The sequence below is a fragment of the Nocardia sp. NBC_01327 genome (genome assembly GCF_035958815.1).
Taxonomy (GTDB): Bacteria; Actinomycetota; Actinomycetes; order Mycobacteriales; family Mycobacteriaceae; genus Nocardia.
In genome coordinates this window covers 8,274,323-8,289,259 of record NZ_CP108383.1, presented here as the reverse complement: position 1 = coordinate 8,289,259, position 14,937 = coordinate 8,274,323, and the positions used below count along the sequence as shown (strand labels likewise).

Here is a 14,937-nt window from a genome sequence, read left to right as displayed (position 1 = left end):
CCCATGTACAACTGGGATCTGCAGAATGCGATCGCGGCGTTCGTCGAGAGCCAGCGCCCCAATTTCCAGGCACAGCACGATCTGTATCTGACGGTGCTGTACGGCTTCGTCGATATGCAGAGCCAGTTGCTGACCCTGCTCGGCTTCCCGCCGGTGTCGTGACGGCCGCCGTCAGCGCTCGTACCGGCGATGCCCCGAGCGCCGGAGTGCGCGCGAGCGATCGGTGGGTGGGCGCGGCCATCGCGCTGTTCCTGACCGTCGACGCCTTGATCACGCTGGTGCTCGAGGTGCTCTATCTGCCCCTCTACGCGGGTCACGCGACCGTGCACGAGAGTGCGCCCCTGCTGGCCGCCGCCGCGCCGCTGGCTTCGACCAGTACGACCGCGGGGGCCATTGCCCTGCCTCTCACGGCTCTGGTGGCCGCGGTGGTGAATGTCCTGCTGGTGGCGGGCATGTCCGTGGTGAGTACGCGCACCGCCGTCATGATCATGCCGCTGACGGTGTGGACCCTCGGCTTCCTGGTGTGCGCCAGTTCCGGTCCGGGCGGCGACATCATGCTCATGAGCGACTGGCCGACCATGATGCTGCTCATCTGCGGGCTGCTGCCGGCCGGGTTGTACCTGTACTGGCGCGCCACCTCGCGCTATGCGCACGAGATCGCGGCTGCCCGCTAGCGGTCGCCGTTTCCTGTCGTAGGGCGGTGTCACACTTTTCGGGCCTGCGTCGTCAGCCTGTCGAATCGCGCTGAACCGGCCGTGCGCCGCAGCGCTCGCAGACGGCATGCCGACCAGGGACGAGGAATGATCATGGCTTTCGAACAATTGCGCAGTGCGGTCCGAGGCCGGGTGCTGGCGCCCGGCGACGCGGATTTCGAGCAGGCGGTCACGCCGTGGAATACCGCGATCTCGCAGCGGGCGGCCGTGGTGGTCGAGGCCGCCGATGCCGAGGATGTGGCCGCGGTGGTGCGGTTCGCTCGGGCATCGGGACTGGCCGTCGCGACCCAGCCGACCGGGCACGGCGCGACCGGCGATATCGATACCGCGATCCTGCTGCGCACCGGGCGGCTCGATTCCGTGCACATCGATGCGGAGCGGCGGCTCGCCCGGGTGGGCGCGGGCGCGAACTGGGGACAGGTGCAGGCGGCGGCCGCGGAGCACGGCCTGACCGGTCTGGCGGGCAGCAATCCGGTGGTGGGCGTGACGGGTTACACGCTCGGCGGCGGTCTGGGCTGGTTCGGCCGCAGCTACGGCTGGGCCTCGGATGCGGTGCGCGCCTTCGAGATCGTGGACGCGCAGGGCGAGCCGGCGCGGGTCACGCTGAGCAGCGATCCGGAACTGTTCTGGGCGCTGTGCGGCGGCGGCGGTGACGTCGCGGTGGTGACCGCACTCGAATTCGAACTGTTCCCCGCGCCGCAGCTGTACGGCGGTCGCGTGGTGTGGCCGGGCGAGCGCCTGCCGGAGGTCTGGGACGCGTTCCGCGAGTTGACCTCTCGGGCTCCCGATGAACTGACGGTGTGGTTCCACCGCTTCCAGTTCCCGAATGCCCCGGAGATGGTGGCGCTCGATATCGCCTACCTGGGCGCCACCGAGCAGGGCCGCGAGCTGGTGGCCGTCATCGATCGGCTGGGCGGAGCCGGTTCCGATACCCGCGCCGCCATGTCCACGGGAAATCTCGGTGATATCTGCGCCGAGCCGACCACGCCCAGTCCGGCTGTCTCCCGCGCCGCGCTGCTCACGGATCTGGACGATGCGACGCTCAAAGTGATTCTGGCCGAACCGGTTGCGCCGCTGCTCAATATTCAGGTGCGGCATCTGGGCGGCGCGCTGGCCCGGCCGGGTTCGGGTGCGCGCGGGCCGGTTGCCGAACCGTATCTGCTGTACCTGCTGGGCCTGGGCATTCCGCAGTTGCGAGATGCGGTGTCCGCCAAGCAGGATGCGGTGGTCGCAGCGCTCGGCGCGCACGTGAGTGGCGCGAAGCCGTATACATTCCTCGCCCCGGGGGAGTCCGCTACCTCGGCATTCGATGCGGTCACCGCCGATCGGCTGCGGGCGATCAAGCGAGACCGCGACCCGCACACGGTGATTCGCGCGAACTTTGGCGTATGAAGTCAACAGTTTGTCGGGATGATGTGAACCTGTAGTCGATTCGGGATGTTTCCGTTACTCTCTCGACGAGGAAGCGTGACGTATCGCTCATTTCCGGCGGTGTGGCATGAAGTGGGGCGCCACGGCGTTCGGGAGCGGGAAGTATCACTGTGGGCAGCTGGCGGAACCTGCGCAATTCCCTGGGCAGGACATCTGATTCGGGCGGGCGCGGTGTTCGCGGCTGGGTGAGCGTCCGGGTCCGGCTGATGGGGATCGTGCTCATCTCCAGTGTCACGCTGCTGGCCATCGGCGGCGGCGCGGCCGTCTATCTGGTGAAATCCGCCCGGGAATCGAAGCAGTGGGCCGAATTGGCCAGCAGCACCACCGCTCCGGCGATTCTCATGGTGTCGGCGCTGGAGGAGGAGCGGCGGTTGTCCGCGCTGCTGCTGGCCGGTGACGATGACGCCGTGCAGGCACTCGTCGGCGCGCGTAAACACTCCGATGAGGCGCTGGCGGCGATGGTCGCCAAGGGCGATGCGGCCCGCGGACTCAATCCCGATGGCGCCGCCACCGAAATCGCGGGCTTCCAGAAGCTTTTCGATATGGTGCCGATCCTGCGCAACGGCGTCGATTCGCGGCAGATGCCGGCGGATCAGGCATTCGGATTCTTCACACAGGTGATCGGCACCATTATCTCCGCCTCCATGGTGGCGGCCCGGGTGGCGCCGGACGCCAAGATCGGCATCGAACTGGGCTACGCCGTCGAGCAATTGCGCGCGGCGGAGGCGCTCTCGCAGGCCGACACCATCGGCGCGGTGGCGCTGACGACGGGTGAGATGCCCGCGGCCCAGCTGCTCGAATTCAGCAATCGGGTCGGCGAATTCCGCAGTGAGGTGGCCTATTCCGCCTCCGTGCTCAAGGGCAGGCGGCTCGCGCAGCTGAGCGCCATCACCGGTGATCCGGCGTGGCAGCAGGTCACCTCCATGCAGGATGCCCTGATCCTGCGTGGCCCGGTGACCGATGCCGATGCCGACAGCACGGCCGACACTTCGGCGAAGCCCCACGACCGGACGACGCCGAAGGCCGCGACGCCGCTGCCGCTCGGTGTGGCCGCGTGGCAGACGGCGTCCGGACAGGTCAATGCGGCACTGCAGAAGCTGTGGGAGGACCAGAGCCGCGACGCCCACGTCATCGCCCGCAAGCAGGGCGACGACGCCACTCGCAATTCGCTGCTCGGCGGCGCGGCCGTATTGCTCATCGCGACGATCGCTTTCGTGGCGGCGCTGCTGCTGGCCAACCGCTTCATCGGCCGGATGCGCCGATTGCGCCGGGACACCCTGCAATTGGCCGATGAGCGCATGCCCGAGCTGATTCGCAAACTGGGCGAGGGCGAGGACGTCGATATCAATGCCGAGGTGTCGCGACTGGACTTCGGCACCGATGAGCTCGGCCATGTCGCGAATGCCTTCAACCGCGCCCATATCGCGGCGGTGTCGGCGGCGGTCGCCGAGGCGAAGACCCGTGCCGGTATCAATGCGGTCTTCCTCGATATCGCCCATCGCAGCCAGGTCGTGGTGCATCGGCAGCTCACGCTGCTGGACCGGGCCGAGCGCGAGGAGAAGAACGCCGATCAGCTCGAATTGCTGTTCCAGCTGGATCATCTCGCGACCCGAGCCCGCCGCAATGCCGAGAATCTGATCATTCTCGGTGGTGAGCAGCCCGGCCGCCGCTGGCGTAATCCGGTGCTGCTGCTCGATCTGGTCCGGGGTGCGGTGGCGGAAAGCCTGGACTACACCAGGATTCAGACCGGGCGGCTGCCCGAGGTGCGCATTGCCAGCCATGCCGTCGCCGATGTGATTCACCTGCTCGCCGAGCTCATGGACAATGCGACGGCCTGCTCCCCGCCGGAATCGCATGTCACGGTGTCGGCGGTGGTGGTCGGCCGGGGTCTGGCCGTCGAGGTCATCGATCAGGGTCTGGGCATGTCGGAGGCCGAATACACCGAACGCAATGCGGTGCTGGCGAATCCGCCGGACTTCAGTGTGGCGACGCTGTCCGGCAATACCCGGCTGGGACTGTTCGTGGTCGCGAAACTGGCTGGGCGGCACAGTATTACGGTGCGTCTGGCCGAGTCCGTCTACAGCGGCGTGCGGGCCGTGGTGCTGATTCCGTCCGCGCTCATGGAGGTCGCCGGTCCGCGCGCCGAGACGCCCGGCGGTGGTCCGGGCGCGCTGGAGGTGGCGCCCGCGTGGTCGAATGCCGTGCGCTCCGACCACTTCCCGGCGCTGCGGGCGCCGCTGCCCAACGGCCCGATCACGGAACCGAGCCCGACGGCGACGTCCACACTGGTGGGGATTCCCGCCCCGGTCGCGCTGCCGCCGGCGCCGCTGCTCCCGCAGCAGCTGGGCGACCGGCCGCATCTGCCGCGCCGGAACCGTCCGGGCGGCCCGGCGGAGGAGGCGCTGCCGCCGGTGTCCGCCGCACCGCCGGTGTCCGCGCCGCCGCGCCAGCGCACTCCCGACGAAGCGCGCAATCTCATGAGCGCCATTGCGAAGGGCACCCGGCAGGGCCGCCAGGTGCGCCCGGAATCCGAGAAGGGACCACAATGACCACCTCCCAGCGAATCGACCTCGGCTGGCTGCTCGACGAATTGGTGAGCGGACTGCCCGACGCGCAGGCGGCGGTGCTGCTGTCCACCGACGGACTGCTGCTCGGTTTCTCGAAGGGCCAGGAGCGTTCCGACGCCGAGCGTTTCGGCGCCATGGCCTCGGCACTGCACAGTCTCGCGCGCAGCGCCGGTCAGCACTTCCGGGCCGGTGGGGTCTGCCAGACCGTGGTGGAGCTGGATCAGGCGGTGCTGTTCATCACCGCGGCCGGGGAGAATGCCTGTCTGGCGCTGCTGGCCGCGGAGACGGCCGATATGGGTCTGGTGGCCTACGGGATGAATCAGACGGTGCAGCGGGTCGGCACGCACCTGTCGGTGGACCCGCGTCATCATGCGGGCAGTCCGCAACGGCCATGAACGAGCCGCGAGAGCACTGGTACGAGGAGGATGCCGGACCGCTGGTCCGCCTCTACGCCGTGACCCGCGGCCGCGGCCGGGTCGAACGCCCGGAGCTGGATCTGACCACGCTGGTGGTCGATGCTTATCCGGGAATGGCTTTGCGGCGCACCGAACCCGAGTACACCGTCATCGTCCGGCTGTGCCGCACACCGCTTTCGGTGGCCGAGGTGGCGGCGCATCTGCGGCTGCCGGTGACCATGGCCAAGGTGCTGCTCGGAGATCTGATCGACGACGGGCGGCTGGTGTACCGGTCACCGCCGGTGCCCACGGGCAACAGCTCCGATATGGGGCTGCTGCACGCGGTGCTGGCGGGCATCAGATCGCTCTGACCGCTAGATCAGCTGTGCCGCCAGTCGTGTGGCGTTCATATAGGCGATGGCCTCGATGGACACCATCGGATTGACACCGGGTGCGGTCGGGAAGCTGGAGCCGTCGGCGACGACGATATTCGCGACATCCCAGGTGACGCCGTCGGGGTTGGTGGCCGAGAGTTCCGGGGAGCCGCCCATCCGGGCCGAGCCCATGATGTGCAGTGCACCCATCGCGCACTGCCCGGGACCGTAACCGGCGCGCTTGCAGGCGGCGTCGAATTCGGCGTGCGAGCCGCGCACACCCGGCTCGTAGGACACCCCCGCCTGATGTCCGGAGAAGATGCGGCGTGCGCCCGCGGCTTCGAGAATCGATGCGGCGCCGGTGATTCCGGTGTGCAGGTGGGCGGCGTCGTAGTCCGAGAGCCGGTATTTCACGATGGGTTCGCCGTCGCCGTCCACCGATACGGTGCCCGAATCGCGGTCCCGGGTAATGATGCCGATGGCATCCGAGCGCGCGAAGTCCAGCATGGCGCCGCGATGATCGGCCGCGCCGCGCCAGCTCATGAAACCGGTGCCCAGGCCCGGATGGATCGGCCCGGTCTCGTAGATGACGCCGTAGCCCTTACCGTCCAGATCGGCGTGGTGGCGGCTGATGCGGGTCTGCAGCCCGCCCTCCCACGGCCGGATCTCCTCGTCGAAGACGCCGAAGACCGCCGCGGCCGGATGCAGGCGCAGATGGCGGCCGATGTTCTTGTTGCGCAATCCGGAACGCTTCAGCAGTGCGGGCGTCTGGATGGCCCCGGCGGCCACCACCACCGCGCGGGCCTGCACGGTGATCTCGGCGCCGCCGGCGGTGCGTGCCGAAACCGTCTCGGCGCGGCCGTTTTTCACCTCGATCCGGCGTACATCGGCATCGATCACCAGGCGTGCGCCCTGGGTCGCGGCATCGGCGAGCCAGGTCTTGTTGACCGACTGCTTCGCGCCCAGACGGCAGCCGTAACCGCAACGGCCGCACTCGATTCCGGCATCACAGGCATCGGTGACATTGCGGGGCAGGGTATCGATATCCCAGCCGAGCGCCTGTGCGCCGCGCTCCAGCACGCCATCGCGCGCCGACAGCGGGGAGTGGTTCCTATTGACCCCCAGCCGCTGCTGCACCACCTGCAGCGCACTACCGAATTCGTCCTCGGCGAACTGCTTGGCGCCCAGCTCGGCCCATTCCTGGCGGACGCTGTCGGGCGTGGGCAGCGAGGTGCTCCAGTTGACGACCGTGCCGCCGCCCAGGCAGCTGCCCGCGACCAGGGTGATCTGGCCTTCGGCCGAACCCGCGGGGCCGGGTGCGTAGAGACTGGTCAGGGCGTCGAGCTCACCGCCGCCGAAATCCCGGTCGTCGTAATAGTTTCCGCGCTCCAGCACCACCACGTCGAGTCCGGCCCCGGCGAGCACCGCCGCCGCCGTGCCGCCGCCCGCGCCGGAACCGATCACCACGACATCGCAAGTGAGCGTGGTGGTTTCGGTGAAGCGCAGGGGAGCGAGGGCGGGCTGCGGTGCGGTCTGCAGCGGACCGGCCGGGGCCGGGTAGCCGATTTCCTTCCACAGCGGGTTGGTGCCGGTCGGGCCCGGGGTGACGTTGTAGGCGAGCAGTGATGCGCCCTTGAGGGCCTGGAAGATGGCGCGGACCGGTGCCAGCCGGGAGTCGCCGAGGCGCAGCAGCGCCGCTTCCCGCTGCTCCTGGGTCAGGGTCGAGAAGCGCCGCGGACCATTGCCGGTGAGCAGTCCCGTCAGTCGTGAGTCCCACAGTCCGAGCAGGGTGGCGAGCTGCTTCTGCTCCGCCTCGCGCGGATTGCGGCCCAGAATCCGGAAGATGGTGTCGACCGCCCCGAGTTCCGTCGCCGCGGGGAGTGTCAGCCCGTCTCCGGGCAGGAACGTATCGCAGATCAGGCCCAGTGCGGCCCGCTGTTCGGCTGTTGGTTCCATGACGAATCCACCCTTCGTAATTCTCGGTGATTTCTACCACAGCACCGGAATGTGCGCTTACTTTTGGGCGCTGTCAGCTGGTCAAAGTCTCTGGATGACAGGTGAATTGGCAGTTACATCATGGAGGGGTTCCGCGCCTCGATCGCAGCTGTGACCACGACCACATTACTGCCGATGTCACACCTCGGCAGGCTGCGCCGTCGACCTGTTGTAGCCGAACGACGAACGAGAAAAGAGCAGACAATGACCCGCTTCGCCCTGTACGAGAACGAGATTGCCGCCAAGTTCAACAAGCGCCTGGTGACCGCCGCCCGGGTCATCGACGAATCCCCGCTGGACAAGGCCACCCAGGAACTGGTGAAGATTCGCGCCTCCCAGATCAACGGATGCGGAATGTGCCTGGATATGCACACCAAGGACGCCGTCCACGCCGGTGAGACCCCGGTGCGCTTGGCCCTGATCGCCGCCTGGCAGGAGTCGAACGTCTTCACCGAGGCCGAGCGCGCCGCCCTCGCGCTGACCGAGGAGGGCACCCGGCTGGCCGACAACAGCCGCGGCATCAGCGCGGACACCTGGGCGCAGGTGCGCAAGTCCTACGACGACGACCAGATCGGCGCGCTCATCTCCCTCATCGCGACGATCAATGCCTGGAACCGTCTCAATGTGATCGCGGGGATGGCGGGCGGCGACTACGTCCCCGGCCAGTGGTGAACGGCTGAACCGAAGCACCCCTATCGCGAATCAAGGCCCGGCAGTGGATCATTCGATCCTATGCCGGGCCTCGTTCGTGTTCTGCGCGTTGTGGCTCAGCGCGTTCCGAGCTGCCCCGGAGTGACGGCCTCGATCAGCGGCCACGCTTGATCGAAGGGGATGTCGATCACGTGATAGCGCTTCTTGCCCGCGGCCGTCGCGGCGGTGATGGTCGCCAGCCCGGCCCGGCGCTGGAACCAGGATTGTTTGACCGTCCAGCCGATGATGCCCGGGCCCTCCAGGCAATCGCGGTCGCGATCCAGGGAGCCGCTGCGGGTGATGAGCCAGGTGGGATTGCCGTGCGCGGCGGGAATCACCGCATGGCCGAGGCCGCGGTAGCGATCCCAGGCCAGCGCGGCGGCCAGGACGGCGGCCACGGCCAGCAGCACCCACGGCCAGGCCGGAATATCCACGCCCGCAAGGGATGCCGCGATCAGGGCGAGGGCGATCAGTGCGAGCGGGCTGAAGGCGCGAGTGAAGCGCCGCCGCTGTGCGGCCGGTCCGTGCGGGCGCAGCGCGGCGGTGACCGGCGGTGGCGCTGCGGGGCGGGGATCGCCGATATCGGCGTTCGAGTCGAGCAGGTGCGCGACGGTGCGATCGATGGCGGTGCGCGGCGCCTGCGGCAGGATCTTCTGACGAGATTTGGTGCCGGTCATGATGGTTTCGAGTTCGGCGGCCCCGGCCAGGCGCAGCAGCAGGGGTTCGTTGACGGTGACACCGCGCAGGCGGGCCAGATCGAGGGTGATCTGGCGGGTGGTGAACAGGCCGTGCCGAATGTGCAGGGTGGCGCCGTCGTCGATGACCCGCAGTCCGTAGTAGGTGGCGAGGTAGCGAGCGCAGGCGGTGAGGCTGACGAACAGCACCAGGAATACCAGGAGTGCGGCGATCGCCAGGGCGATGGCCTGTGCGCCACCGTCTTCCAGGCCCTGTACGGCATCGGAATTGACGATGACCTTCGCGAAGCCGTACTGGAACGCCAGGCCGAGGATCGGGGCGATGATCGCGAATCCGGTCAGGGACAGGGGCGCGTACCGCACCCAGTCCGGCTGCCAGTGCGCGATTTCCACCGGCGGCTTGGCTTCGGGGGCCGAGGTGGGCGATTTGCCCAGCACCACGCTGTGGTCGTCAGCTGACTGCGGAACCGGTTGTGCGGCAGCGGGTTCCGAGCCCATCTGGGTATGCTCGAGCAGTGTGGTGCGCAGTGCGGGCACCAGCCGGGCGTCGAGCGAGTCGAGCCGGAACCGGTCCTTGCGCTCGGCCTGCTGGCCGGTACCGATGGACAGCACCGCCAATCCCAGCACCCGGTGCAGCAGATCGGCCTCCACATCGACCGAACGCACCCGATTGCGCGGCACCGAAAGTCGTTTGCGCTGAAACAGTCCCGTGCGCAGTTCCAGATTGTCCGGGGTGATGCGGTAGGTGGTGGTGAACCACCGGGTGAGCGCGAAGGTGATGATCACCCCGACCACCCCGAGGCTCCACACCGGACTGTCACTGCGCGCACCGGCGATCAAGGTCGCCAGCAGCACCGGGATATAGCGGATGAGCTCGGTGATGGGATGCACCAGCAGCATTCGGCGATCCAGCCGCTGCCATACCTCGGCGGCCGGTGCGCCCGACCCGGTCGCATGGTCGGAAACCGCGGGGGAGCCATGGCCTGCGGGTGCCGGTGGCACAGGATCCGGAAGTGCCGGGGACGCATCCGACGGTCGCGCGTAGGGAGACGGTGCATAGGACGCTGCGGGATCGGGGCCGGGCGGATGGCTCATGTCGCGTCTCCGCGATGCCGCGCCGCGATCTCGGTCAGCTGCGTGACCGTGCGCCGGGCATCCTCGGTTTCCAGGGCGCTGATGTGCACGGCCCCGGCGGAGGACGCGGTGGTCACGGTGACGGTGGCCAGTCCGAGCAGCCGCTCGAGCGGCCCCCGGTAGGTGTCCACCGTCTGTACGCGACTGATCGGCGCGACCCGGCTCTCCTGCGTGAACCACCCGGTGCGCGTATAGACGGCCTCATCGGTGATCTCCCACCGATGCACGGCATACCGCCACAGCGGCACCGCCACAATGCTGAATGCCGCTGCCACCACGGCGATCCCGAGTATCCACACCTGCACCGATCTCCGCTGCGGATCGACGATCATCCAGATGATCAGCGCGATGAACGGGACGATCCACGACAGCGTGGCACTGAGCGCCCACAGCAGTTTGGCCCGCGGACTCGGGTGCCAGGCCGGGTCCGCCATGATGCCGCCCGGGGCGGTGCGAAGCTCGCCGGAGGCGGTGCGGGTGTCGCCTGAGGCGGGACGATCGGACATACCCGCCATGCTTTCACGATTCCTGCCCCCAGCGCGGCAGTTGCCGCACCCACCCCCCATCGACACCGCACACCCGTGGCGGGGGCTAGCGGGGGGTGATGCGGAAGAGGCCGCTCAGGGTGCCTTGGTATTGGATGCGGCCGGGGGCGATGGTGCCGACCATTTGCAGGGTGTCCTGGACTGTGGTGGCGCCCAGGGATTGTGCGCTGTCGACAGTGCCGGTGGCGGCGTCGATGACGGTGAATTTGTAGGTGTCGGCTACGCCGCCGGCGCTGCCGCTGGGGAGGAGGCCGGCGCTGCCGGAGCCGAGTGCGCCGTAGCGGGCGACCGTGTAGATCTTGCCGTCGGCTACCGAGAGGCGCGGGACCGCGGCGGAGGGAACGGTATTGGTCCACACCACCGAGCAGCCGGAGCCGGTGACGTCGATGCGGGTCATACCGCCGGTGAAGGAGGCGCTGGCCGGTTGGCTGGGTCCGGCGTTCGCGGGCAGCTGCGGGTACGGGTAGCCGTAGGTGCTGGCGACGAAGAGGCTGTTGCCCGAGCCGATGGGGGAGTTCTCGGTGCCGTCGATGGCCGGGACCGAGCAGACGCTGCGGCCGGTGGCGGTATCGAAGACCAGCAGATTCTCCTTGGGCGCCGCGTTATCGGTAATGGCGACGTATTCGGTGCCGTTGCCGGGTCCGAAGAAGGTGGGGGTGGCGCCGGTGCCCCAGCTCAGCTGGCCGGGTTTGCGGGCGGGGCCGCGATCGTAGGGCTGCCGCCACAGGATCTGCGGATTGCCCGAGGAATCGGTGTTCAGCTGGTAGAGCGCATGATCGGTGGCGATGGAGACGCCCTGCGGCGCAGAGGAGATGGAATTGGCCACCGTTTCGCCGGGCGCGAGTTCGATGGCGCGGGCCGCGCCGGTGGCCGGATCCACGAAACCCGCGGCGCCGTTATCGGTGGCGAACCAGACGCGGCCGTCGTAATCGGGTGTCACCGCGGCGACCTCATCGCACGTTCCGCCGCCGCAGTGCGCGGTAACCGCCTGCGACACAGGAGTTTTCGACGCGATGGACAGCGTCCAGGATCCGTCGCCGCCGCGCTGGTGCCCGATGCGCAGCAGATTGCCGCTGCCGTCCACGGTGACCATGCGGTTCTGCTCGTCCAGGTAGGCATACACGCCGCCGAGCAGACTGCCCTTGGTGAGATCCAGTGTGGCGAGCGTATTTCCGCTGTTCGGATCGAGCAGCAGCACCTCGGGCGAGCGGTCCGTGATCTTGGTGCACAGCGCCTGCGGCAAGCCGTCCGCGCCCTGCAGAATGGTCGGGCAGGCGGCGGCCTCTTCGTGGAAGTCGGCATTGATACCGCCGGTGCCGGGTCCGGGCAGCGGAGTCGAATCCGAGGATTCCGCATCACCGTGCATGGTCGCGGTGCCGACCGGGCCCAGATACGGGTTGGCGGGAGGTAGCGGTCCGAAGGTGGCCGAGGCCGAACTCGTGGCGACGGTCAGCATGAGCGTCGCACCGGCCGCGGCGACAACGGTGGCGCGGCTGAGTCTCTCGAACACGGATTCCCGCTTTCTTTCGATCTTCCAGTGCGAATATTCGAATCGGCTGATGCGAGTAATCGTGGCGGATGACCTTAGAAGAGCCGCCGGGCCCCCGCAAGGTTTTGTCCCATCGGCCATGTCACATCCGGCGATCACCGCCGGGGTGCGCGAGGATGGACAGGGGCGACGGCGGAATAGGGTGCCGTAGCGCCGGGTTGCCAACCCTTATGGCACCCGAGTCGGATCAGCCGGATGGATGGCGCATGATCGAGAGCGTGACGGATCTACCGAACCCGAGTACCCCACCGGCTCCGCCCAGCCCCTCGGGGATGCGCCGGGCGTTGCGGCGGGCGCGCGACGGCGCGACGCTCAACCTCGACGAGGTGGTGGTGCTGCTGCAGGCGCGCGGCGCCGACCTGGAAGATCTGAGTAAATCCGCGGCCCGGGTGCGCGATGCGGGACTGCGCGAGACCGGCTATGCGGGTGAGACGCTGCCGATCACCTACTCGCGCAAGGTATTCATCCCGCTCACCCATCTGTGCCGCGACAAGTGCCACTACTGCACCTTCGTGACCGTGCCCGGCAAGCTGCGCGCCGCGGGCAAGGGTATGTACCTGGAGCCCGACGAGGTCCTCGAGATCGCCCGCCAGGGCGCCGAACTCGGTTGTAAGGAAGCACTTTTCACCCTCGGTGACCGCCCGGAGGAGCGCTGGCCGGAGGCCCGGCAGTGGCTCGATGAGCGCGGTTACGACTCCACCCTCGACTATGTGCGCGCCATGTCCATCCGGGTGCTCGAGGAAACCGGCCTGCTGCCGCACCTGAATCCGGGCGTGATGAGCTGGGCCGAAATGTCGCGGCTCAAGCCGGTGGCCCCGTCCATGGGCATGATGCTGGAGACCACCTCCACCCGCCTGTTCACCGAACCGGGCCAGGCGCACTACGGCAGCCCGGACAAGGATCCGGCGGTGCGGTTGCGCACGCTGACCGACGCGGGCCGGCTGTCGGTGCCGTTCACCACCGGCATTCTGGTGGGCATCGGCGAGAACCTCACCGAGCGCGCCGAGTCGATTATGGCGATTCGCAAGTCGCACAAGGCTTTCGGGCATGTGCAGGAGGTGATCGTGCAGAACTTCCTGGCCAAGCGCGACACCGCCATGCGCGATACCCCCGATGCGGGTCTCGAGGAGTTCTGCGCGACCATCGCCGTGGCCCGGTTGCTGCTCGGCCCGAAGATGCGAATTCAGGCCCCGCCCAATCTGGTATCGCTCGCCGAGTGCCGGGCGCTCATCGACGCCGGCATCGACGATTGGGGCGGCGTCTCGCCGCTCACCCCCGATCATGTGAATCCGGAACGGCCCTGGCCGAATCTGGAGACCCTCGAGCAGGTCACCGCCGATGCGGGTTTTGTGCTCACCCAGCGCCTTACGGTGCACCCGAAATATGTGCAGGCGGGCCACCCGTGGATCGATCCGCGTGTCTCCGGGCATGTGGCCGCGCTGGCCGATCCGGCGACGGGCCTGGCCCGTGATGTGAATCCGGTCGGACTGCCCTGGCAGGAGCCGGACCACGATTGGGAGTCGGTCGGCCGGGTCGATCTCAATACCGCGATCGATTCCGAGGGCCGCAATACCGAATCGCGCAGCGATTCCGCGCTCGCCGGTGACGGCCTGGGCGCCTTCGGCGATTGGGAGACCATTCGCGAGCAGGTCAAGGAGCTTGCCGTCGCCGCGCCCGAGCGCTTCGACTCCGAGGTGCTGGCCGCGTTGCACGCCGCCGAGAAGGATCCGGCCGGGCTCACCGACGATCAGTACCTGGCCCTGGCCACCGCCGACGGCCCGGCCCTGGAAGCGATTACCGCGCTGGCCGATCAGCTGCGCCGCGATACCGTCGGCGACGATGTCACCTACATCGTGAACCGGAATATCAACTTCACCAATATCTGCTACACCGGTTGCCGGTTCTGCGCGTTCGCGCAGCGCAAGGGTGATGCGGATGCCTTCACGCTGAGTGCCTCGGAGGTCGCCGACCGCGCCTGGGAGGCGCATGTCGAAGGTGCGACCGAGATCTGCATGCAGGGCGGCATCGATCCGGAGCTGCCGGTCACCGGTTATGCGGATCTGGTGCGCGCGATCAAGGCGCGGGTCCCCGGCATGCATGTGCACGCCTTCAGCCCCATGGAGGTCGTCAATGGGGCTTCACGCGGCGGGCAGAGCATTCACGACTGGCTCGCGGCCCTGAAAGAGGCTGGGCTGGACACGATTCCGGGCACCGCCGCCGAGATTCTGGACGATGAGGTGCGCTGGGTGCTCACCAAGGGCAAGCTGCCCACCTCGGCCTGGATAGAGGTCATCACCACCGCGCACAAACTGGGCATCCGCTCCAGCTCGACCATGATGTACGGCCACGTGGACAATCCCAAGCACTGGGTCGGACATCTGCGCGTGCTGCGCGGAATCCAGGACGAGACAGGTGGTTTCACCGAATTCGTGCTGCTGCCGTTCGTGCACCAGAGCGCGCCGCTGTACCTGGCGGGAGCCTCGCGCCCGGGCCCGACCGTGCGCGACAACCGGGCCGCGCACGCGCTCTCGCGCATCATGCTGCACGGCCGCATCGACAATATCCAGACCAGCTGGGTCAAGCTCGGCACCAAGGGAACCCAGCTCATGCTCAACGGCGGCGCCAACGATCTGGGCGGAACCCTCATGGAGGAGACCATCTCCCGCATGGCCGGCTCCGAACACGGCTCCGCCAAAACGATCGAGGAACTCACCGAGATCGCCACCGGCATCGGCCGCCCCGCCCGCCAGCGCACCACCACCTACGGTGTCCCGCCGCACCGCCCCCCGGTAGCACTCACGGTCGGCTGACCTCCAAAGGCATAAACCCCAAGGTCGTGGCCCGCCCGG

At 68.2% G+C, this 14,937-nt stretch carries 12 protein-coding genes; 8 read left to right on the top strand and 4 right to left on the bottom strand.

The window, feature by feature from the left end:
* Window positions 1–3 precede the first annotated feature (3 nt).
* The 6 genes from OG326_RS38255 to OG326_RS38230 all read left to right on the top strand — a co-directional run bounded on the left by OG326_RS38255 (window position 4) and on the right by OG326_RS38230 (window position 5,477).
* A complete protein-coding gene (locus tag OG326_RS38255; protein WP_327141978.1) occupies window positions 4–162 on the top strand; it encodes a hypothetical protein in 159 nt (52 codons plus the stop codon).
* Window positions 159–674 carry a hypothetical protein gene (locus tag OG326_RS38250; RefSeq protein ID WP_327141977.1) on the top strand — a complete coding sequence of 172 codons (516 nt, stop codon included), beginning with the start codon at window positions 159–161 and terminating at the stop codon, window positions 672–674. Before OG326_RS38255 ends, OG326_RS38250 begins: the two co-directional genes overlap by 4 nt.
* Before the next feature lie 132 nt (window positions 675–806).
* Complete coding sequence (locus OG326_RS38245) at window positions 807–2,105, top strand: FAD-binding oxidoreductase (protein ID WP_327141976.1); 1,299 nt, start codon at window positions 807–809, stop codon at window positions 2,103–2,105.
* Between the two features lie 149 nt (window positions 2,106–2,254).
* Window positions 2,255–4,693 (top strand): sensor histidine kinase, encoded by a 2,439-nt coding sequence (locus tag OG326_RS38240; RefSeq protein ID WP_327141975.1) that lies wholly within the window; start codon window positions 2,255–2,257, stop codon window positions 4,691–4,693.
* On the top strand, window positions 4,690–5,106 hold the full coding sequence (locus tag OG326_RS38235) for a roadblock/LC7 domain-containing protein (protein WP_327141974.1): 417 nt from the start codon (window positions 4,690–4,692) through the stop codon (window positions 5,104–5,106). Before OG326_RS38240 ends, OG326_RS38235 begins: the two co-directional genes overlap by 4 nt.
* Window positions 5,103–5,477 carry a DUF742 domain-containing protein gene (locus OG326_RS38230; RefSeq protein ID WP_327141973.1) on the top strand — a complete coding sequence of 125 codons (375 nt, stop codon included), beginning with the start codon at window positions 5,103–5,105 and terminating at the stop codon, window positions 5,475–5,477. The genes OG326_RS38235 and OG326_RS38230 overlap by 4 nt, the downstream gene beginning before the upstream one ends.
* A gap of 3 nt (window positions 5,478–5,480) precedes the next feature.
* Here OG326_RS38230 and OG326_RS38225 read toward each other — a convergent pair whose 3' ends face one another.
* Window positions 5,481–7,436, bottom strand: a complete 1,956-nt coding sequence (locus OG326_RS38225; protein WP_327141972.1) for a GMC family oxidoreductase — start codon at window positions 7,434–7,436, stop codon at window positions 5,481–5,483.
* 243 nt (window positions 7,437–7,679) lie between these two features.
* Here OG326_RS38225 and OG326_RS38220 point away from each other — a divergent pair, with 243 nt between their 5' ends.
* Window positions 7,680–8,147, top strand: coding sequence for a carboxymuconolactone decarboxylase family protein (locus OG326_RS38220; RefSeq protein WP_327141971.1), 468 nt, complete (start codon window positions 7,680–7,682; stop codon window positions 8,145–8,147).
* Window positions 8,148–8,242: 95 nt separating this feature from the next.
* Here the strand turns inward: OG326_RS38220 and OG326_RS38215 are convergent, their stop codons facing one another.
* The 3 genes from OG326_RS38215 to OG326_RS38205 all read right to left on the bottom strand — a co-directional run bounded on the left by OG326_RS38215 (window position 8,243) and on the right by OG326_RS38205 (window position 12,049).
* Entirely contained in the window at window positions 8,243–9,955 is a 1,713-nt protein-coding gene (locus OG326_RS38215; protein ID WP_327141970.1) for a PH domain-containing protein, read from the bottom strand.
* Window positions 9,952–10,500, bottom strand: a complete 549-nt coding sequence (locus tag OG326_RS38210; protein ID WP_442790879.1) for a PH domain-containing protein — start codon at window positions 10,498–10,500, stop codon at window positions 9,952–9,954. Before OG326_RS38210 ends, OG326_RS38215 begins: the two co-directional genes overlap by 4 nt.
* A gap of 85 nt (window positions 10,501–10,585) precedes the next feature.
* Window positions 10,586–12,049 carry a hypothetical protein gene (locus tag OG326_RS38205; protein WP_327141969.1) on the bottom strand — a complete coding sequence of 488 codons (1,464 nt, stop codon included), beginning with the start codon at window positions 12,047–12,049 and terminating at the stop codon, window positions 10,586–10,588.
* Between the two features lie 245 nt (window positions 12,050–12,294).
* On the opposite strand from OG326_RS38205, the gene OG326_RS38200 reads away from it, so the two are divergent.
* Complete coding sequence (locus tag OG326_RS38200) at window positions 12,295–14,898, top strand: bifunctional FO biosynthesis protein CofGH (RefSeq protein WP_327141968.1); 2,604 nt, start codon at window positions 12,295–12,297, stop codon at window positions 14,896–14,898.
* Window positions 14,899–14,937 lie beyond the last annotated feature (39 nt).

Excerpts from the sequence above, each read along its gene's own strand:
- OG326_RS38255 (WP_327141978.1), top strand. The coding sequence starts at position 4 with ATGTACAACTGGGATCTGCAGAATGCGATCGCGGCGTTCGTCGAGAGC.
- OG326_RS38245 (WP_327141976.1), top strand. The coding sequence starts at position 807 with ATGGCTTTCGAACAATTGCGCAGTGCGGTCCGAGGCCGGGTGCTGGCG.
- OG326_RS38235 (WP_327141974.1), top strand. The coding sequence starts at position 4,690 with ATGACCACCTCCCAGCGAATCGACCTCGGCTGGCTGCTCGACGAATTG.
- OG326_RS38230 (WP_327141973.1), top strand. The coding sequence starts at position 5,103 with ATGAACGAGCCGCGAGAGCACTGGTACGAGGAGGATGCCGGACCGCTG.
- OG326_RS38225 (WP_327141972.1), bottom strand. The coding sequence starts at position 7,436 with ATGGAACCAACAGCCGAACAGCGGGCCGCACTGGGCCTGATCTGCGAT.
- OG326_RS38220 (WP_327141971.1), top strand. The coding sequence starts at position 7,680 with ATGACCCGCTTCGCCCTGTACGAGAACGAGATTGCCGCCAAGTTCAAC.
- OG326_RS38215 (WP_327141970.1), bottom strand. The coding sequence starts at position 9,955 with ATGAGCCATCCGCCCGGCCCCGATCCCGCAGCGTCCTATGCACCGTCT.
- OG326_RS38210 (WP_442790879.1), bottom strand. The coding sequence starts at position 10,500 with ATGTCCGATCGTCCCGCCTCAGGCGACACCCGCACCGCCTCCGGCGAG.
- OG326_RS38200 (WP_327141968.1), top strand. The coding sequence starts at position 12,295 with ATGATCGAGAGCGTGACGGATCTACCGAACCCGAGTACCCCACCGGCT.